At 64.1% G+C, this 18,203-nt stretch carries 17 protein-coding genes; 9 read left to right on the forward strand and 8 right to left on the reverse strand.

Annotation, left to right across the window (positions count from 1 at the left end; translation table 11 throughout):
* The 7 genes from NZM16_RS04470 to NZM16_RS04500 all read left to right on the forward strand — a co-directional run bounded on the left by NZM16_RS04470 (position 1) and on the right by NZM16_RS04500 (position 6,968).
* Complete coding sequence (locus tag NZM16_RS04470; protein ID WP_295449124.1) at positions 1–804, forward strand: hypothetical protein; 804 nt, start codon at positions 1–3, stop codon at positions 802–804.
* Positions 770–2,068, forward strand: a complete 1,299-nt coding sequence (locus NZM16_RS04475) for a Ni/Fe hydrogenase subunit alpha (protein WP_295449122.1) — start codon at positions 770–772, stop codon at positions 2,066–2,068. The genes NZM16_RS04470 and NZM16_RS04475 overlap by 35 nt, the downstream gene beginning before the upstream one ends.
* A complete protein-coding gene (locus NZM16_RS04480) occupies positions 2,065–2,547 on the forward strand; it encodes a hydrogenase maturation protease (protein ID WP_295449119.1) in 483 nt (160 codons plus the stop codon). Before NZM16_RS04475 ends, NZM16_RS04480 begins: the two co-directional genes overlap by 4 nt.
* 153 nt (positions 2,548–2,700) lie before the next feature.
* Positions 2,701–3,333, forward strand: coding sequence for an MBL fold metallo-hydrolase (locus NZM16_RS04485; RefSeq protein WP_295449116.1), 633 nt, complete (start codon positions 2,701–2,703; stop codon positions 3,331–3,333).
* Between the two features lie 49 nt (positions 3,334–3,382).
* A complete protein-coding gene (locus NZM16_RS04490) occupies positions 3,383–4,513 on the forward strand; it encodes a M48 family metallopeptidase (RefSeq protein WP_295478868.1) in 1,131 nt (376 codons plus the stop codon).
* Positions 4,514–4,547: 34 nt separating this feature from the next.
* Entirely contained in the window at positions 4,548–5,615 is a 1,068-nt protein-coding gene (locus NZM16_RS04495; RefSeq protein WP_295478871.1) for a hypothetical protein, read from the forward strand.
* 180 nt (positions 5,616–5,795) lie between these two features.
* Positions 5,796–6,968: an alanine--glyoxylate aminotransferase family protein gene (locus NZM16_RS04500; RefSeq protein ID WP_295449105.1), complete on the forward strand. Its 1,173-nt coding sequence runs from the start codon at positions 5,796–5,798 to the stop codon at positions 6,966–6,968.
* Between the two features lie 219 nt (positions 6,969–7,187).
* Here the strand turns inward: NZM16_RS04500 and NZM16_RS04505 are convergent, their stop codons facing one another.
* The 3 genes from NZM16_RS04505 to prmC all read right to left on the reverse strand — a co-directional run bounded on the left by NZM16_RS04505 (position 7,188) and on the right by prmC (position 10,291).
* A complete protein-coding gene (locus tag NZM16_RS04505) occupies positions 7,188–8,753 on the reverse strand; it encodes a carbon-nitrogen hydrolase family protein (protein WP_295449101.1) in 1,566 nt (521 codons plus the stop codon).
* A 121-nt stretch (positions 8,754–8,874) separates the two neighbouring features.
* A complete protein-coding gene (gene rpiB, locus NZM16_RS04510) occupies positions 8,875–9,330 on the reverse strand; it encodes a ribose 5-phosphate isomerase B (RefSeq protein ID WP_295449099.1) in 456 nt (151 codons plus the stop codon).
* Positions 9,331–9,418: 88 nt separating this feature from the next.
* The gene (prmC, locus tag NZM16_RS04515; protein ID WP_295478874.1) at positions 9,419–10,291 is read right to left on the reverse strand and encodes a peptide chain release factor N(5)-glutamine methyltransferase; all 873 of its coding nucleotides are present in this window, start codon (positions 10,289–10,291) and stop codon (positions 9,419–9,421) included.
* Between the two features lie 360 nt (positions 10,292–10,651).
* Between prmC and NZM16_RS04520 the strand changes: the two genes are divergently transcribed.
* Together NZM16_RS04520 and NZM16_RS04525 are read left to right on the forward strand one after the other, a co-directional pair.
* The gene (locus NZM16_RS04520; RefSeq protein WP_295449093.1) at positions 10,652–11,512 is read left to right on the forward strand and encodes a shikimate dehydrogenase; all 861 of its coding nucleotides are present in this window, start codon (positions 10,652–10,654) and stop codon (positions 11,510–11,512) included.
* Between the two features lie 344 nt (positions 11,513–11,856).
* Positions 11,857–13,527: a R3H domain-containing nucleic acid-binding protein gene (locus NZM16_RS04525; RefSeq protein WP_295449091.1), complete on the forward strand. Its 1,671-nt coding sequence runs from the start codon at positions 11,857–11,859 to the stop codon at positions 13,525–13,527.
* 86 nt (positions 13,528–13,613) lie between these two features.
* Here the strand turns inward: NZM16_RS04525 and purH are convergent, their stop codons facing one another.
* The 5 genes from purH to NZM16_RS04550 all read right to left on the reverse strand — a co-directional run bounded on the left by purH (position 13,614) and on the right by NZM16_RS04550 (position 18,084).
* Positions 13,614–15,128, reverse strand: coding sequence for a bifunctional phosphoribosylaminoimidazolecarboxamide formyltransferase/IMP cyclohydrolase (gene purH, locus NZM16_RS04530; RefSeq protein ID WP_366946176.1), 1,515 nt, complete (start codon positions 15,126–15,128; stop codon positions 13,614–13,616).
* Positions 15,129–15,347: 219 nt separating this feature from the next.
* Entirely contained in the window at positions 15,348–16,370 is a 1,023-nt protein-coding gene (locus tag NZM16_RS04535; protein WP_295478878.1) for an SPFH domain-containing protein, read from the reverse strand.
* A gap of 66 nt (positions 16,371–16,436) precedes the next feature.
* The gene (locus NZM16_RS04540; protein WP_295449081.1) at positions 16,437–17,186 is read right to left on the reverse strand and encodes a sulfite exporter TauE/SafE family protein; all 750 of its coding nucleotides are present in this window, start codon (positions 17,184–17,186) and stop codon (positions 16,437–16,439) included.
* A gap of 60 nt (positions 17,187–17,246) precedes the next feature.
* Entirely contained in the window at positions 17,247–17,663 is a 417-nt protein-coding gene (locus NZM16_RS04545; RefSeq protein WP_295449079.1) for a hypothetical protein, read from the reverse strand.
* Between the two features lies 1 nt (position 17,664).
* Complete coding sequence (locus NZM16_RS04550) at positions 17,665–18,084, reverse strand: hypothetical protein (RefSeq protein WP_295478881.1); 420 nt, start codon at positions 18,082–18,084, stop codon at positions 17,665–17,667.
* Between the last annotated feature and the right edge of the window lie 119 nt (positions 18,085–18,203).

Consider the following 18,203-nt stretch of genomic DNA (forward strand, 5'->3'; position numbering starts at 1 on the left):
ATGGCCCGACGCCGCAAACCCAAACTGGCGGTCTGGAAGTTCGCCTCGTGCGATGGCTGCCAGTTGACGTTGCTGGATTGCGAGGACGAGCTGCTCGCGCTGGCCGGAGAGGTGGAGATCGCTTACTTCCTGGAGGCTTCGCGAGCGGTTGTGCGTGGACCTTACGATCTCTCTCTGGTGGAGGGAAGCATCTCCACCCCCGAGCAGGTTGAGCAGATCCGCGAAATCCGGCGACAGAGCCGGTTCCTGGTCACCATCGGGGCCTGCGCCACCGCCGGCGGGATCCAGGCCCTGCGAAACTTCGCGGATGTGCGGGGCTTCCTGGATCTGGTCTACGCCCGCCCGGAGTATGTCAGGACCCTGGAGAAATCCCTCCCGGCGTCCGCTTACGTGCCGGTGGATTTCGAGCTGCGGGGCTGCCCCATCGGGAAAGGGCCTTTGCTGGAGCTCCTCAGCGCTTTCCTGAACGGCCGGCGCCCCAACATTCCGAACCACAGCGTGTGCATCGAATGCAAGCGCCGCGGGATTGTCTGCGTGATGGTCGCTCAGGGGACCCCATGCCTGGGCCCGGTCACCCACGCCGGTTGCGGGGCCTTGTGCCCGGCCTATCGACGGGGATGCTATGGCTGCTTCGGTCCGATGGAGACACCCAACCCGACCAGCCTGGGGAACTGGCTGCTCACGCACGGGATGTCTTCCCCTGATCTGGTTCGGCTGTTCCGGACTTTCAACACCTACGCCCCCGCTTTCAAAGAGGCAGGAGAACGCTATGCAGAAGCCGCGGACGTTGACCGTGCGCGTTGACCCACTGACGCGGGTGGAGGGAGAAGGCGCCCTGCACGTTCGGGTTCGGAACGGGCAGGTGCATGAGCTGCGCCTGGAGATCTATGAGCCGCCTCGCTTCTTCGAGGCGTTCCTGCGCGGGCGCCGTTTCGAGGAGGCGCCGGATATCACCGCCCGCATCTGTGGGATCTGCCCGGTGGCCTATCAGATGAGCGCGTGCAACGCGATCGAGAGCCTTCTTGGATTCTCGGCGACAGGCCCTCTGCGGGATCTGCGGCTGCTCCTGTATTACGGCGAGTGGATCGAGAGCCACGCGCTCCATGTCTTCTTCCTCCATCTGCCGGATTTTCTCGGCTACGATAGCGCGCTTCACATGGCCCGCGATCACCCGGAGTGGGTGCAGAAAGGCCTGCAGATCAAAAAGGCAGGAAACGCCCTGCTGGCCCGGATCGGCGGCCGCGAGATCCATCCGATCAACGTCCGGATCGGGGGCTTCTATTCCGTCCCCTCTCGAAAAGCTCTGCTGGAGCATCGAGAGGAGCTTGCCCGGGCTCGCGATTTCATGGTGGAAGCGCTCCGCTGGATGGCCACGCTGGAATTCCCGGATTTTGAAGAAGATTATGAATTCGTAGCCCTTTATCACCCTGAAGAATACGCGATCCTGGATGGCCAGATCCGTTCCAGCAAAGGCATCCTGGTCTCCGTTTCCGGATTCGAGGAGGTTTTCGAAGAATTCCAGGTCCCCTACAGCCACGCCCTGCATTCCATCATCCGGGGGCGCGGCAGTTACATGGTCGGTCCCCTGGCCCGCTTCAATCTGAACTTCTCTCAACTTGCCCCGGTCGCCCGGGAAGTCGCGGTTTCCCTTGACCTGACCCCGCCCGTCCGCAACCCCTTCCGGAGCCTTCTGGTCCGCGGGATCGAGGTCGTCCACGCCTGCGAGGAGGCGCTGCGTCTGATCGAACGCTATGAGCCGCCTCACCGCCCCTGGGAGCCAGTGGAGGTTCGCCCTGGGATCGGCCATGGCGCCAGTGAGGCTCCGCGAGGGCTCTTGTATCACCGCTATCGGATCAACCCGGAGGGCCTGATCGAAGAGGCGAAGATCGTCCCGCCCACCTCGCAGAATCAGCGGCGCATCGAGGACGATCTGCGGAAACTGGTGCCTCGCCTGCTCTCCCTTCCGAAGGATCAAATCACGTGGCGCTGCGAGCACGCGATCCGAAACTACGATCCGTGCATCTCGTGCGCCACGCATTTCCTGCGGCTGGAGATCGATTTGGAATGAGGCCACTGCTGGCGCTCATCGGCCTGGGGAACGCCTGGCGGCGGGATGATGGGGTCGGCCTGTGGGTGGCTGAGCAGATTCAAGCCCGTAACCTCCAGGGATTGAAGGTGGCCCCCCTGAGCATCCCGGATCCCGTCGCGCTGGCCCGAGCATGGGAAGGGGCACGGATCGTCTGGATCGTCGATGCGGTAAGGGCCGGGAGGCCCCCGGGAACTGTCCTGCGGCTCCGGTGGGATCGCCTCCCGGATCCGCAGGAGCGCTGGTGTTCCACCCATGGGATTCCCATCCAGGAGGCGATCCCCCTGGCTCGCGCTCTGGGAGATCCCCCGGCATCCATCACCGTGTATGGGATCGTGGGTCGGGACTTCGGTCACGGCGAGGGTTTCACGCCGGAAGTAGAGGCGGGCGCTCATCGGCTGCTCCGCCGATTGGAGCGTCTCATCCCCCATGTTCTCCGCTGCCTGGACCATTCCGCATAGCGCATGCTGTGCTCGTATACCCAGCAGGAGCCCCGCCTTCAACCTCCCTTCCGGCTGGTCCTTGCTCTCCCCATCGGATCGGGCGTATAGTGTTCTTGAGGAACTCGCGCTTTGGGCACGCGCACTCCCAAAGATGGTCATGGGAGGTCTCCCATGGAACAGCATCCTCGCCTGTTGAGCCGGATCCACTGGCTGGGCCATGACGCCTTCCGCATCGACGGGCCACCGGTGATCTACCTGGACCCCTGGCAGGTCCCTCCCGATGCACCGAAGGCAGATCTCATCCTGATCAGCCATGAGCACTTCGATCATTGCTCGCCGGAGGATATCGCCCGGCTGCGCAAGCCGGAAACGGTGATCATCGGCAGCCCAGCCGCCGCTGCCAAAATCAAAGGCGCTCGCGCGATGCGCCCCGGCGAACGGCTCTCCGTGCTGGGTGTGGAGATCGAAGCGGTGGCGGCCTATAACATCAACAAGCGCTTCCATCCCAAAGAGGCCGGCGGGCTGGGGTTCATCCTCACCATTGAGGGGGAACGCCTCTACTTCGCAGGGGACGCCGATTTCATCCCCGAGATGAAAGAGATCCGCTGCGACATCGCCCTGCTCCCGGTCAGCGGCACCTATGTGATGACCGCGGAGGAGGCTGCCCAGGCGGCGGCCGCTATCGCGCCCAAGGTCGTGATCCCGATGCACTACGGCGCGGGAGTGGCCGGCACGGAGGCCGACGCGGAGCGGTTCCGCTCTCTGTATTCCGGCACGGTGGTGATTCTAAAGCCGGAGCGATGACTCAGAATCTGGGTTCCCTGGGGGAACTCTGCCCGGGCGAGTAGAAGCCATGGATCGTCAACAGGAGGCAAAACGCTACGCTCGGCTTCGCCGTCGTTTGTGGCTGGCGGAGACAGGCCTTTTCCTGGCCTACGCCCTCCTCTGGCTCGGGTCAGGCCTCGCCCGCTGGGTTGGGGAGGCCTTGGCCCAATCGCTTCCCTTTCCCCTGGATGCGATGGGGATGGCCGTGCTGTTCGGCGGCGGCTGGGCGTTGCTTTCGCTCCCCCTGGATTTTTACGGCGGGTTCCTTCTGCCTCACCGTTTCGGTCTCTCCACGCAGACCCGGACCGGATGGCTATCCGATCGCCTGAAGGGCTGGGGGATCGGGACCTTGATCGGATTGCCGTTGCTCGGAGGGCTTTATTGGGCCTTTCGGCACTGGCCTCAAACCTGGTGGATGCCGGTGGGCCTTTTCTGGATCCTCTTTTCGGTTCTCATCGCTCAACTGGCCCCGGTGCTGCTCGTCCCTCTGTTTTATCGGTTCCGCCCGCTGGAGGATCCGGAGCTCATCGCCCGGTTGACTCGCTTGGCCGCCCAGGCGGGCGTGCAGGTCCGTGGCGTCTTCACGATCGATATGAGCCGCCGGACCCGCGCCGCTAACGCCGGGTTGATGGGGTTGGGCCCCACCCGACGGATCGTGGTGGGGGATACTTTGCTTCAAGGCTATGCGCCGGAGGAGATCGAAGCGATCCTGGCTCACGAACTGGCCCATCATCTCCACCGGGATATCCCGCTGGCACTGGTCGTGGGGAGCCTCCTGAACCTGATCGGCTTCTTCCTGGGAGCCCAGATTCTGCCCCGGATCCTTCAAGGCCTGGGTCTCCCGGGCCTGGATCACCCCTCCAGCCTGCCGGTCCTGGCCGTGGGAGCCTTCCTGTTCAGCCTGGGAACGATGATCCCGGCGAACGCCTGGTCCCGCTGGCGGGAGTGGAAAGCAGATCAGGAAGCGATCCGGCTGTGTGGGCAACCCCTTGCGCTGGCTTCCGCCCTGCGTAAACTGGGAGAACAGAACTTGGCGGAGCTTGATCCCGAGCCGTGGGTGGAATGGATTTTCTACACGCATCCAGCCCTGGGGAAACGGATCCGCTTTGCCGAGGCTGTGGCGCAGCGTAGCGCTTCCATGCAGGATATGCTAAACTGAGTCGTGTGGCCACATCGCCTGGCAGGAGGCCTTGATGCGCAACCTTTCCCATGAAGACCAGGAGGCTTTGCGCGCGATCCTTCGAAAGAGGTTCGAAGAAGCAACAGTGGAAGCGCTTCTCGAGGCGTTGGATCGACTGGCCACCCGTCAGGAGGAAAAAGCAACCGACCTTCGGCAACTGGTTGAAACCCTGGAGGGGGCTGTTCGAGGCGTGCGAGAGAACGTCCGTCAACTGGCCGATAGCTATCAGCACGTGGTCCAGGGATTGGCGCGTTTAGCGGAAATCCAAGCGCGAACCATTGAGGGCCTGAGCCGTCTGACAGAGGCTCATGCGCGTATAGAGAACGCCCTGACCCGCCTGGCGGAAGTTCAGGTTAAAGCTGAGGAGCGCCTGGCTCACCTCGAGGAAACCGTCGCCCGCCTGGCCGAAGCCCAGGCCAAAGCCGAAGAACGCCTCGCCCGCCTCGAGGAAACCGTCGCCCGCCTGGCCGAAGCCCAGGCCAAAGCCGAAGAACGCCTCGCCCGCCTCGAGGAAACCGTCGCCCGCCTGGCTGAAGCCCAGGCCAAAACCGAAGAGCGCCTGGCTCGCCTGGAGCAAACGATCGAACGATTGGCTCGCCAAGTTGGCGGTCTGAGCGATCTCATCGGAGGCGACCTAGAAGACACCGCCTACATTGTCATCCACGACAGCTTCGAACGGGAACTGGGATGGGAAGTGGATGTTCTGGAGCGCGCCTTTCTTCGCTGGGATGATCGCGAGCTGGAAATCGACATTTTCGGGAAAGCTTTCGATCCTAATCGGCCTAAACACGAAATCTGGATTGTTGGCGAAACGAAATATAACATTACCATCAGCGAAGTGGATCGGTTTGCCCAAAAGTTGGGTATGGTTGAGGAATATTTGAAATGGGAGCGAGGTGAGAAAGGGGGGCGCTTGATCATCCCGGTGATCTTCTGCTATCGCGCTCGCCCCGAGGTGCAACAGAAGATCCACGACCTGGGTTTTCATCTCGTCTTCTCTTATGGGCGAATCCGATGGGGAAAGGAAGGTCCTCCGATCTCCGGGCGTAAGAGGGCACCCTCCCGGAAGACCCGTCGCTGAGGATCGCCATCCAGGAGACGCAAATTAGGAGCTCGAGGCTCGCCCACCGACTCGCCCACCGACGGATCTCCTTCCCCGCGTCCTGAAGAGATGCGGGGAAGGAGATCCGCGTAGCCAAGCGCCCGGCTCCACCTCTAATACCCCTCAGATGGAATGTAACTCTCATCGAGGAGCCTAATGATGGTGTCCCGCACGCTGTTGATGATCCCCGGCCCAGTGGAAGTGGACCCTGAGGTCCTGGAAGCCATCGCCCGGCCTCCGCTCAGCCATATGTCTACCGCCTTTGCGGCCCTGATGCAGGAAGCTCTCGCAGGTCTTAAGGAAGCCTTCGATGCCCTGGATGGCCAGCCGTTCCTGATCGCGGGATCCGGGACTCTGGCGATGGAGATGGCCCTGGCCAACCTGGTCGAGCCCGGCGATCGCGTGGTGGTGGTGGACACTGGCTATTTCGCGGCGCGGATGGCCGAGCTCGCCGAGTGGCTGGAGGCCCAGGTCATCCGGGTAGCTGCCGAACCCGGAGCCCTCCCCGACGACGCCCAGATCGAGTCGGCGCTTCGGGGCGGGGCCAAAATCCTGACGATCACCCACGTCGACACCTCAACCGGGGTGGTGGCGCCCGTCGAGCGCTGGACAGCCCTGGCCCATCGCTACGGCGCCCTGGTCGTCGTCGACGGGGTTTGTGCGGTGGGAGGGCAGCGCTTCCACCAGACCCCATGGGAGGTGGATGTCGCCCTGACTGGCTCCCAGAAGGCGCTGGCGGTGCCACCGGGGCTGGCGATCGTGGTGGCCCGCCCGGCTGCGCTGGAGGTCTACCATCAACGACGGACCCGAACCCGCTCCTACTATGTGGACTGGGGGAAATGGCTTCCGGTGATGGAAGCTTATCAGGCCGGACGGCCCGCCTACTTCGCGACGCCAGCAGTGAACCTGGTTGCGGCGATGGTCGCTTCCCTTCGCCGCATACGGGTCGAAGGGATGGAAGCCCGATGGGCCCGCCACGAACGGATCGCCCGTTCCTTCCGGGCTGGGCTTCGGGCGATGGAGCTCGAGCTGGTGCCCCGGGATCCCTCCTGGACGGCCGTCACCTTGAGCGTGATCTACTACCCGGATGGGATCGATGATCGCCTGCTGCGGGAAATCGAGGCGGCAGGGGTGACGGTGGCGGGCGCCATCCATCCGGCGCTGCGGGGCCGCTCGTTCCGGGTCGGCCATATGGGGGAGATCGGCCTGCCCGCCCTCCTCCAGACGCTCAGCGCCATCGAAATCGCCTTGCGCCGCCTGGGCCATGCGGTCTCCCCCGGCGCGGGGGTTGCCGCCGCCCAGGCCGAATGGACACGCGAAGCGGGGGCGTAACCATTCAAGCGCTCTTACAAAGGGGAGGCTTTCTTCCCCCTCCTTCCAACGTTCTCCGAGCCGACCGAAATTCAAAAAAGGTGGGGACGGCCAAAGGCCGTCCCCACCTTTTGAATGGGATATCCTCTCCCCTCTCCTGCAAAGCGGAGGGCAAGGCGAGGACCTTGCCGCCTCCGCTGCTTTGTGTCCACCTGCAGGAAAACCCTAGGGAAGAGCCGATTATCCGAGGAGCCCCTGAAAGATCTCTGGCCTCCGGCTGAACACCACGTGGGACCCGGGAGCCATCTCTTTATGACGCGTTAGCGGGCGAAATAAGGAGACGAAGAGCCCGTGCTCCACACCGGGAACCCCCGTGGCTAAGGGTTGGCCCAGCGGGTCGAAAACGGCAGATGCGACGCCTCCGGCCTCCCCAGGTGGAGCCGCCAGGGCGACGAACACCCGGTTCTCATCGGCTCGGGTTCGGGCCAGCACATATAGGGGGGGCTCTGCGGCGGAGACCCACCACACCAGAAGCTCGGCCCCTCGCAACATCGCGCCGCGGGCGATCTCCGGGGCCCATCCGTCGGAATCCAGAAGCACCCCGACGGTCCATCCGCGGAGGGAATACACCGGGGAGTCTCCCTGCTCGCTCCCACGATACCGGCCTATCCATCGCCCACGATCCAGGAGATAGAGGGCCAGACGCCCTGAACGGTTTTCCCCCTCCTCCAGAAACGGAACGACCAGCCCGCACGGCCAGCGGGCGCTGAGCGCCTCAAGAGCGTGCAGAGTGGAGGGGTCAGAGGGCGAAGGAGGCCCGGACACGACCAGGATGGAAGCTCCCTGGCGGATCAGGATCTCCCCGAGCGTCGCGATGCGCTGGATCCATTCCGCTGCTACGGGATAGGGCCGGAGCTGGAGCAAGCCCATTCGGACATAGAGATCGTTGGGAGGGATCAGCTCCTGGAGCTTCTGGACCACCGGCAGATCCTCGATGGGGGCGGTCAGCAGAGGATCCGACGCCGGCCGAATCCGCGGGCCGGAGGCCATCTCTAGATCGACCTCCGCCAGCACGATCTCCTCCCGGTCCGGGCTTCCCATCGCTCGATACTGCCCGTCGGGCGCGATGACCCCGCTGCGGCCGCAATAGAGGACGCTGTCTGCCTCCATTCCCACCTTGTTGGCCACCGCGATCCACACCCTGTTCTCCATCGCCCGCGCCGGAAGCATATAAAGCACCTGGGGGTTGGTGCGGGCCTCCGGGGTGCCGATGGAGGTCACCAGAGCGGTCGCATCCAGGATCAGCTGAGCTCCCTGTAAAGCCAGGGCGCGGGCGATCTCCGGCATGCGTCCATCCGCGCAGATCATTAAGCCCACGCGTCCGAAGGGGAGATCGAAAATCGGCAGAGCTGACCCCGGCTCGAACCACTCACCGTCAAAGTGCCACAGGAAGATCTTGTCATAAAAGCCCAGGATCTCTCCCTCTGGATTGAGGAAGGCGATGGAGTTGCATAATCGCCCGGAGGGAGCCAGCCGGGCCAAGCCGAGGGCGATATAGGCTCGATGCTGGCGGGCTTTCTCCCCGAACCTCCGCAGGATCTCCTCGGTTGAGCGCAGCCGGGATCGATGGTAAGCCTCGCGGGCGTGCAGATAATAGGCCGGATAAGTGCATTCCGGGAGAAGGATAATCTCTGGCCGATAGCGGCCTGCCTCGTCCACACGCTCAAGCGCCCGCCCTAGGGCCTCCTCAGCCTGTCCCAGATCTCTTGCTTCCAGCTGCACACAGGCCACGCTAATGCGCGCCATTGAGCAACCTTCCTCCTTGAGGTGGGGACACCGCCTTCCCATGTTGCAATCATGATGCGTGGGGAATGGGAGAGCGGCGCGCCGTAAAACCACCGGTCATCGCTCCCTCAGCGCGGCGCATTCATGAAGAGGCCTCACAAGCGATCTCAAGCTGCCGGATTTTCTCCAGGCGGCGCGCGTGGCGCCCTCCTTCGAAGGAGGTGCGCAGCCAAGTCTCCAGGATCTCGATCGCCAGCCCTGGCCCCACCACCCGCCCTCCCAGACACAGGATGTTCGCATCGTTATGGGCGCGGCTCATTCGGGCGGAATACACATCCGACACGGCCGCAGCGCGGATCCCGGGTACCTTGTTGGCGGCGATGGACATCCCGATGCCTGTGCCACAGATCAGAACGCCGAAGTCCGCTCCTCCGCCGGCGACCGCCTCCGCCACCACCCGGGCATAGTCCGGGTAATCCACCGAATCCGGCCCATGGGTTCCGAAATCGATAACCTCTATCCCATGCTCCCGCATGTAAGCCACAAGCGTTTCTTTTAACGTATAACCCGCATGATCCGCACCGATCGCGATCCGCATCCTTTCCCTCCTGTGCTCCCCAATGATACGTCGAGGAAACGAAAGCCATGATGCTGCGTCCGCCACCCCAGATCCCTATCCCACCCGTCTAATGCGTGATCGCCACGACCCGATCGAGGCCGGCGCTGTCTTTCAGCAAACGGATCACAGCCCGCGGGAAGGCGGAGCGGGCCAGATCGAGAACCGCCGCCCCCTGCCCGGCTCCGATCTCCAGGAACACCGCCCCCATCGGCCGAAGATAATCCGGCGCCTGGGCCAGAAAGCGCCGGATCACCTGCAACCCATCCGCTCCCCCATCCAGGGCCAGGATCGGCTCATATTCCCGGATCGCCAGGTCCAGATCCTCCCATTCCGAGCGAGCGACGTAGGGCAAATTGGCGACCAGAAGGTCCACTGGCTCCGGCAACGGGGCGCAAAGATCACCCTCCAGGAAGCTCAGCCGGTGGGCGACGCCATGACGAACCGCGTTCTCCCACGCCACCTCCAGGGCCTCTGAAGATAGATCCGTGGCATAGCCCCGGCTGTTCGGCAGATAAACCGCGAGGGTTACCGCGATGCATCCGGATCCTGTGCCGATGTCCGCAAAGGTGAGAGGGGAGTAAGTTCGATAGGCCCGGCTTCGGGCCCACTCCAGGGCTGCATCCACCAGATGCTCCGTCTCCGGCCGGGGGATCAGGACGGCCGGGGTGACCTTAAAGGGCATCCCGTAGAACTCCCGCTCGCCGATCAGGTAAAACAGCGGCTCCCCACGGGCGGAGCGCGCCACCAGCTGGGCAAAGGCTTCCCACTCCGAATCCGTCAGGACACGCTCCGGATGGGTCAACAGATGCACCCGCGAGACCCCCAGGATGTGCGCCAGCAACACCTCCGCTGCCAGCCGGGGCTGGGTCGCCCGGACCCGCTGGGCTGCCCAGGCGATCGCCTCTCGAACAGAAAGGGCACGAATCTGTGTCTGATCCATCATCTGGATCGTTCACCCCAGGCTGCGATCATGGCCTTGAGATCCTGCTCGGATCTCCGAGCTGTGGGCGAGCAAACCGGAAATCTGCGATTCGCTGAAATCGGCAAGTTCGCCCGCGTTCACATGCTCCCAGCATAGCCTGAAGATCGGGCTCCGGCCAATTTTGCAGGAGGCTATGCTTCGTTAAAGAATTAGAAATCATGCGATTGGGAGCCGGTCGGACGAAGGGGAAGGGCCCCATCTTCCCCTCCCCCCCTCTCCCCACGGCCCTTGGGGCCATGGGGAGAGGGGAGAAAAGACTCCGCGAGGACAGGTCGTCACTCCGGATCGGAGGCGCGGGAAGACCGTTATGGAGGTCGCATGAGGATCCGTGGCACAACCCGTCTGGTTGGTCTTTTGGGATGGCCGGTGGCGCACAGTCGAAGCCCCCAGATGCACAACGCCGCCTTCTCCGCCCTGGGCCTGGATTGGGCCTACGTGCCCCTGCCGGTGGCACCTCCCGCGCTGGAGGATGCCATGCGAGGGTTGCGGGCCATGGGCTTCGCTGGGGCGAACGTCACGGTGCCGCACAAAACCGCTGTGATCCCCTATCTGGACGAGATCTCCCCGCTGGCCCGGGCGATCGGGGCGGTGAACACGCTGCGGGTGGTGGATGGGCGATGGATCGGGGAGAACACAGATGTAGAAGGGTTCCGCCGCGCCTTGGCCGAGATCGGGCTGTCCGCCCGAGGACAGGCTGTGGTCGTTCTGGGGGCCGGCGGGGCCGCCCGATCTGTCCTGGCTGCCCTGGCGATCGAGGAGGCCCGAGAGATCTTCCTGATCAACCGAAGCTACGAGCGGGCTGCCCGCTTGATCGCCGAACTGAGCGAAACCTTCCCTCCAGCAGGCCTTCGTCTGCCGCCGGTTCATGTGCTCCGCGTGGAAGAGCCTCCTCCTGAAAGCGTCGCCCTGCTGATCAACACCACGCCGGTCGGCATGGCGCCGGAGATCGAGGCATCCCCATGGCCGCCGGATCGTCCATTCCCCTGGGGCCTGCAGGGCGTCATCGATCTCATTTACGAGCCCCCGCGAACCCGCCTGATGACCCTAGCGGAGGCCGCTGGGATCCCCGCCTTCAATGGCCTGGGGATGCTCCTCCACCAGGGAGCGATGGCGTTCACCCTGTGGACAGGCCAGGAAGCTCCCCTTGAGGTGATGCGGACAGCGATCCTGGAACAGTGATCTTTTCCGTTGATTCACACCAGGATTGGGGGAGCAGGCCTGGTGGATACCCAGTTGCAGTAAACCCCGGATCGCCCCCCTGGAGGGCTTTCGAGGGCCGGGCGGGCCCTCGAGGACAGTCCGCCCGGCTTCTCCGTTTCTTCACTGTGCCTTTCTCGAGATCGTTCAAAAGCCCAATCCTGCCCTGCAGAAGATGCGCAGGGATAGCCAATTGCGTTAAAATAAAGTGATTAAGGGATCAGCCCCCTGGACCGGTCCCCCTATCCTTTCAGGGGCAGGTCATCCCAACGGATGGCCCCAGGGGGCATGCCCTGAATCCTGATGGGAGGAGCGTCAGCATAAGGATGACACAATTTCAGATCACAGACGACCTGGAAGCGTTGCTAAGTGTTCTGCCTCCGGACATCGCCCGGGCTGTGCGGGATCGCAATCGAAATGAGGCCTTGCTGGAGGTCGTCCTGGACCTGGGTCGATATCCGGAGGCCCGATACACCGATGGTGAGGCAACTCTTTGCCCCCGTGAAGTGACCGAAGCAGACCTGCAATATGTCGTCTCCCGCATCGGGGAGTTCGACGCCGACAACCGAGCGGGGATCCAGCGGACCCTGCACCGGATCAGCGCGATCCGCAACCGACGCGGCAACATCATCGGGCTCACCTGTCGGGTCGGCCGCGCGGTCTACGGCACCATCGAGATCATCAAAGACATCATCCTCTCCGGGAAGAGCATCCTCCTGCTGGGCCGCCCGGGCGTCGGCAAGACGACCATGCTGCGGGAGGCAGCGCGGGTCCTGGCCGAGCACAAGCGGGTGATCATCGTCGACACCTCCAACGAGATCGGCGGCGATGGGGACATCCCCCATCCGGCGGTCGGCCGCGCGCGCCGTATGCAGGTCCCCAAGCCCAGCCTCCAGCACGAGGTGATGATCGAGGCGGTGGAAAACCATATGCCGGAGGTCATCATCATCGACGAGATCGGACGTGAGCTGGAGGCAGTGGCGGCCCGCACGATCGCCGAGCGCGGGGTGCAACTGATCGCCACCGCCCACGGGAACACCTTGGAGAACCTCCTGATGAACCCCACCCTGTCCGATCTCGTCGGCGGGATCGAAAGCGTCACCCTTTCCGACGAGGAGGCCCGGCGACGCGGCACCCAGAAGACCGTCCTGGAGCGGCGGGCGCCGCCCACCTTCGATGTGCTCATCGAGATCCAGGACCGCCAGCGGTTGCTGGTCCATCACGATGTGGCGGCCAGTGTGGATGCGCTCCTGCGGGGCCAGCAGCCGGACGTGGAGTTGCGCTATCGAGATGAGGAGGGACGCATCCATATCGAGAAGCCTCGCTTCCGGCGGGCGGTGATGGTGGGGAAATCTCCCCTTCCCTTCTGGCGCGGGGAGATCATCTCCACCACGCCGATCGCCGCCGGGGAACCCCTACCCGCCCCGGCACGGGTGACCGTCGAACGGGTGGGGACCTTCGAGGAGGAAGAGCTGGAGGAAGCCTCATGGCAGGCCCCGCCGCTCCCTTCCGGCAACGGGCCGCGGCGTCCCCTGCGGGTATATCCCCTGGGCCTGGCCCGGAACCGCCTTCAGCGGGCGGCCAGCGTCTTCGGAACTCCCATCCAGTTCGTAGAGCAAATCGGGGAAGCCGATGTGGTGATCACCACCAAGGCCCACTACCGCCGCCATCCTCGGGTGCTCCACGAGGCAGAAGGCCGGGGGATCCCGATCTACGTGGTGCGCTCCAACACCGTGACCCAGATCGAAAGCTGTCTGGCGGATATCCTGAACTTGACGCCGGCAGAGGGAGAAGAAGAAGATCGCCTGGCCCAGGCGCTGGAAGAAGCCGAGGCGGCCATCCGGAAGATCCTCCACGGGGAAGCGAAATACGTCGATCTATCCCCCCAGAACGCGTATATCCGGCGCCAGCAACATCTCCTGGCCCGCCAGTATAACCTGATCTCCCACAGCTACGGGAAGGAGCCGAACCGCTACGTTCGGATCTACGCGGAGTGAGACTCTGTTCAAGATCGGAGAGCCTTGGGGGCGAAGCCGGGCGTGGAAGAAGCCCGCTTCGCTCCCCGTTGCGTGGCTCCTTTCCTCTAATGACGGAAGCAACGCCTTCCGGTGAAGGCCATGGCCATCCCGTAGCGGTCGGCCACCTCGATCACCTCGGGATCCCGGATGGAGCCGCCAGGCTGGATGATGGCCGTCACCCCAGCCGCCGCGGCGACCTCCACCCCATCGGGGAACGGGAAGAACGCGTCGGACGCCAGCACGGCGCCCCGGGCCCGCTCCCCTGCCTTCTGGATGGCGATCCGCACGGCGTCCACCCGGCTCATCTGCCCTGCCCCGATCCCCACCGTCTGCCTCCCCCGGGCCAGCACGATCGCGTTGGAACGGACGTGGCGGACCACCCGCCAGGCGAACCGGAGATCCTCCCACTCCGATGCCGCCGGCGGCCGGCGGGTGACGACCTGCCAGGCGCCCTGATCGTCTTCCTCGCGATCCGGGGTCTGAACCAGGAACCCGCCGAGGACGCTCCGGATCTCCAGGCATGGGACCGCTGGTTCCTGCATACGGATCACCCGGCATGCTTTCTTCCTCGCCAGATGGGCCATCGCCTCCGGCCGATAGGCGGGCGCGGCGATGACCTCTAAGAAGATCTCCCGGAGCGCTTCGGCGGTTTCCTCGTCCACCTCGGCATTGAAGGCGACGATCCCCCCGTAGGCGCTCTCCGGATCGCCCGCCAGGGCGCGCCGGAACGCGCGGGCCGGGGTGTCCGCCACCGCCGCGCCGCATGGGTTGTTGTGCTTCACGATGACGGCGGCGGGCGGGGGGAGATCCTGGGCCGCCCGCCAGGCCGCCTCCAGATCGAGCAGATTGTTGTAGGAAAGCGGCTTTCCCTGGAACACCTCGAACGGAAGGGAGCGGAAAGGATCCAGATAAAACGCTCCGGCCTGATGGGGGTTCTCACCGTAGCGCAAGGCGATCACCGGCCGGGCGGAGAGGAGCAACATCTCCGGCAGCGGACTGGAAGGCGCGTCCGCCCCCTCCAGGTAGCGGGCGATCATCGCGTCATACCACGCCGTTAACCGGAACGCCTGGGCCGCCAGGCGCCGTCGCAGTTCCAGAGGGACCTCCCCCTCCTGACGGAGCGCCTGCAGCACGAGGGGATAATCCGCGGGGCGACTGCACACGATCACCCGGGCGAAGTTCTTCGCCGCGGCCCGCAGGAGGGCCACGCCGCCGATGTCGATGGCCTCCACCGCCTCCTCCATGCTTCCCCGGCGGGCCGCTTCCTCAAAGGCATACAGATTCACCGCCACCAGATCGATCGGCCTTCCCCCGATGGCGGCGAGCTCCGCCCAATCCGCCTCCGTAGGCCGGGCTAGGATCCCCGCGTGCACCAGGGGATGGAGGGTCTTCACCCGCCCGCCCAGGATCTCCGGGGCACCTGTCCACTCCTCCAGTGGGGTCACGGGGATCCCTGCAGCGGCGAGGGCGCGGGCCGTCCCCCGCGTGGCGAGGATCTCCCAGCCCAGCCCCACCAGCCCCCGGGCGAAGTCTTCCAAGCCTGTTCGGTCAGTCACGCTGAACAAAGCATAACGTCTCACCATCGAACCTTCTGACCTCTTGTGTTCTGTGGAGATTTGGGAAATCCCCTCCTACCGAACAGAAGAAGAAACCACATCGCATAACGGTCGATCCACGAGCAATTTCCCAGGCTACTAATAAGGCTTCTGCCTCATCAATGAATATCACGACCCACAGCTTTTGAAGAGTTTCATGAAAGATTTGCTCTAAATGTCGCTCAGGTTCCTGCGGAAGCGCCCTCACCCCTTCAGGAACTCCTCGATCGCCGAGCGGCTGATGCGATAGGTGGCGCCGATCTTGCGGGCCTTCAACTGGCCGGACTCGATGAGCCGAACCACGTCGTCCGGCGACACCTTGAGGTAAGCCGCCGCCTCCTCCACCGTCATCACCTCGGGTGCCGCCGCGGGAGCCGCCGGCCGGGCCGTCATCCCCTGAAAGAGCTGGGTGAAGAACTGGGCCAGCCCGAAACCGGCCCCGGCACCCACCCCCGCCGCCGCCAGCCCGCCCAGCTCTTGCTGCGCCGCCTCCCGCAGGGCATCCGCCGCCTGCAATTGCGCATACGTCTGCACATCCAGCAGCCCCATCGCCCGCAACTCCTCGATCGTCTTCGAGGAGGGCCGGAGCGATTGCACGTAGAACGCCTTCAGATCCAGCCCCAGGGCCTGGAAATCCTCCTGGGCTTTCGCCCGCACCGCCGCGCCCAGCTCCTCGAAGAAGCCCGCCAGATCTACCACCGGCCGGTTGAAGTTCCCCACCCCATCCGCCAGTTTGCTCACCAGGATGCTGCGCAGGTAATCCACAATGCGCTCGGTTTCATAGAGATGCTGGATCCCCACGATCTTGTTCACGAAAAGCTGCGGATCCCGGACCTGGATGGCAAAGGTCCCGTGTCCCTGAAGCAGGACCACCCCCAACCCCATGCCGGGGTTGCGGACCACGATGGGCTCGGGGGTGCCCCATTTCAAATCCACGAACTCGCGGGTGGAGACGAAATAGACCTCGGCGGTGAAGGGGGAACGGCCGCCGAAGAACGGCCCCAGCAGGTTGATCAGGAGGGGGATATTTGCCGTCGTCAGGGTATGGCGGCCAGGGCTGAACACATCGAGGGCTTTCCCATCCCGGAAGAAGACGGCCACCTGACTCTCCCGCACGATGAGCTGGGAGCCCAGGCGGAAATCCCCCGCCCCTTCCTCCGGGAACCGTTTCACGATCTCCCGCCCCGTGTCGTCGGCCCATTCGATCACGTCGAAGATCCGCGGCATCTTCGCGCTCCTTTCTTTAGATCTTTCTGAGCTCGTTTAGCCAATCGCCGGATGACTTTCCCCAGTCTAATGGAAGAACGACCGGAATGCCACCAGGAAGCCGATCGCCACCACGGTCCGCCGCACCCAGATGCGATCCACCCGATGCGCAATGAAGGCCGCCGCGTATCCCCCGGCCAGCGCCCCCATCGCCATCCACAACACATCCCCCCAGAGCACCGCGCCGGACTGGACGAAGTAGAGCGCGGCGATCCCGTTGATGGTGAACGCCAGGACGTTCTTCAGCCCGTTCATCTGATGGATGTCCTCCAGCCCCATCAACTCCAGGGCGGCCAGCATCAGGATGCCGATCCCGGCTCCGAAATAGCCGCCGTAGAACGCCACCAGAAGCTGGAAGAAGACGAGGGCGGCCCACCGCCGGGCGGAGATCGAAACCGTGGACCGCGGCAGCCATCGCTGGAGGCGTGGGCCGATCAACAGGAGGATCGTGGCGAACAGCAACAAATAGGGGATGATCTCCCGGAACATCTGCTCCGGGGTGTGGAGCAACACGTAAGACCCGAGGAATCCGCCGATCAGGGAGGGCCAGAGCAGGATCAGCAACCAGCGGCGGATCCTTTTCAACTCCTGACGGAACCCGAAGGCCCCAGCGAGGGATCCCGGCAGAAGGGCCACCGTGTTGGTGGCGTTGGCCAGGATGGGCGGGCGGCCCAGCCATAGCAGCGCGGGGAACGATACCAGGGTTCCCCCACCTGCGATGGCGTTCATCGCTCCAGCGATGAAGGCAGCAATAAAAACCACAGGGGCATCTCGCATGCAATCCCTCCACCCAACAATTCGATGATGTTTCCTTAACATCACATCTAAGCGGTGATTTTACCGAATGATCGCCGGACGCACTCGAGGCCACAGGTGGATCACGAAGGCGAGAACTCCCAACGCCTCCAGCCCAACCCCCAGAGCGATCCCGATGCCCCAGCCGGTCGCTCCGGCAAGGCCGGCGCCGAGGACGCCAGCGTTCAACCATCCCATGGAAGCCCATGCCCACCCGGTCCGCCCCCGTGGATCTTCCGGTCGCTCCAGGGCAAATCGAGGGAAGATCCAGTAAGCCACCCCGAAGGCCAGCTGGACCGTCCAGCCGATGAAGAGGCTGTGGATGTGCCAGGGGAGCAAGCGCATCACCCACGGCGCATACGGAAACGCCTTGTGAGCCAGCATCAGGCCTCCAATGAGGAAACCGAAAGCCAGATGCCATAGGGCCATACGGATCATATAACGGCTCAACGGCGGCATCTCACTTCCCCTTCACGCGAGGCCAGAGCAATCCCACGAAGATCCACCCGGCGGCCACCAGGGCCAGAGCGCTCAGCCCCAGCCCCCAGCGAGCGATCGGCCGAGGATCCACCGCCACCCACGGTTCACAGATCGCCCGAAGGATCAGCCCTCCATTCAACAGGAAGAACACCGCCCACGCCAGCGTCTCGTTCCCCCGCGGGCGCTCTTTCGAGAGCGGTGGGAACATCCACCAGGCGACTCCGATGATAAACTGGGCGATGCCGCCCAACATGAACAGATGGAAATACACCGGGTTGGTTGCGAGCAGGATCGGGGGCAACGCAACGATCCGCCCCAGACCCAGGATCCACCCCAGAAGCAGGGCGGCGATCAGATGGATCAGCGCGGCGCGGATGAACCAGCGAGTTAATCGCGGCATGTCGGGCAGGGCCGTCCACGAATGGAGCACGAATGCACGAATGATGGCTATCATCATTATGGAGGCAATCTGAAGAGGAGCAAAGGGCAAACCATTTGGGGTTTTCGGGGGCGGTGCAG

The organism is Thermoflexus sp. (assembly GCF_025055495.1).
Taxonomy (GTDB): Bacteria; Chloroflexota; Anaerolineae; order Thermoflexales; family Thermoflexaceae; genus Thermoflexus.

Coding starts and splice junctions, on each gene's coding strand:
- NZM16_RS04480 (WP_295449119.1), top strand. CDS start 2,065: ATGAGGCCACTGCTGGCGCTCATCGGCCTGGGGAACGCCTGGCGGCGG.
- NZM16_RS04550 (WP_295478881.1), bottom strand. CDS start 18,084: ATGCCGCGATTAACTCGCTGGTTCATCCGCGCCGCGCTGATCCATCTG.
- NZM16_RS04485 (WP_295449116.1), top strand. CDS start 2,701: ATGGAACAGCATCCTCGCCTGTTGAGCCGGATCCACTGGCTGGGCCAT.
- NZM16_RS04500 (WP_295449105.1), top strand. CDS start 5,796: ATGGTGTCCCGCACGCTGTTGATGATCCCCGGCCCAGTGGAAGTGGAC.
- rpiB (WP_295449099.1), bottom strand. CDS start 9,330: ATGCGGATCGCGATCGGTGCGGATCATGCGGGTTATACGTTAAAAGAA.
- NZM16_RS04490 (WP_295478868.1), top strand. CDS start 3,383: ATGGATCGTCAACAGGAGGCAAAACGCTACGCTCGGCTTCGCCGTCGT.
- NZM16_RS04525 (WP_295449091.1), top strand. CDS start 11,857: ATGACACAATTTCAGATCACAGACGACCTGGAAGCGTTGCTAAGTGTT.
- NZM16_RS04535 (WP_295478878.1), bottom strand. CDS start 16,370: ATGCCGCGGATCTTCGACGTGATCGAATGGGCCGACGACACGGGGCGG.
- NZM16_RS04520 (WP_295449093.1), top strand. CDS start 10,652: ATGAGGATCCGTGGCACAACCCGTCTGGTTGGTCTTTTGGGATGGCCG.
- prmC (WP_295478874.1), bottom strand. CDS start 10,291: ATGGATCAGACACAGATTCGTGCCCTTTCTGTTCGAGAGGCGATCGCC.
- NZM16_RS04545 (WP_295449079.1), bottom strand. CDS start 17,663: ATGCCGCCGTTGAGCCGTTATATGATCCGTATGGCCCTATGGCATCTG.
- NZM16_RS04470 (WP_295449124.1), top strand. CDS start 1: ATGGCCCGACGCCGCAAACCCAAACTGGCGGTCTGGAAGTTCGCCTCG.
- NZM16_RS04540 (WP_295449081.1), bottom strand. CDS start 17,186: ATGCGAGATGCCCCTGTGGTTTTTATTGCTGCCTTCATCGCTGGAGCG.
- NZM16_RS04505 (WP_295449101.1), bottom strand. CDS start 8,753: ATGGCGCGCATTAGCGTGGCCTGTGTGCAGCTGGAAGCAAGAGATCTG.
- NZM16_RS04475 (WP_295449122.1), top strand. CDS start 770: ATGCAGAAGCCGCGGACGTTGACCGTGCGCGTTGACCCACTGACGCGG.
- NZM16_RS04495 (WP_295478871.1), top strand. CDS start 4,548: ATGCGCAACCTTTCCCATGAAGACCAGGAGGCTTTGCGCGCGATCCTT.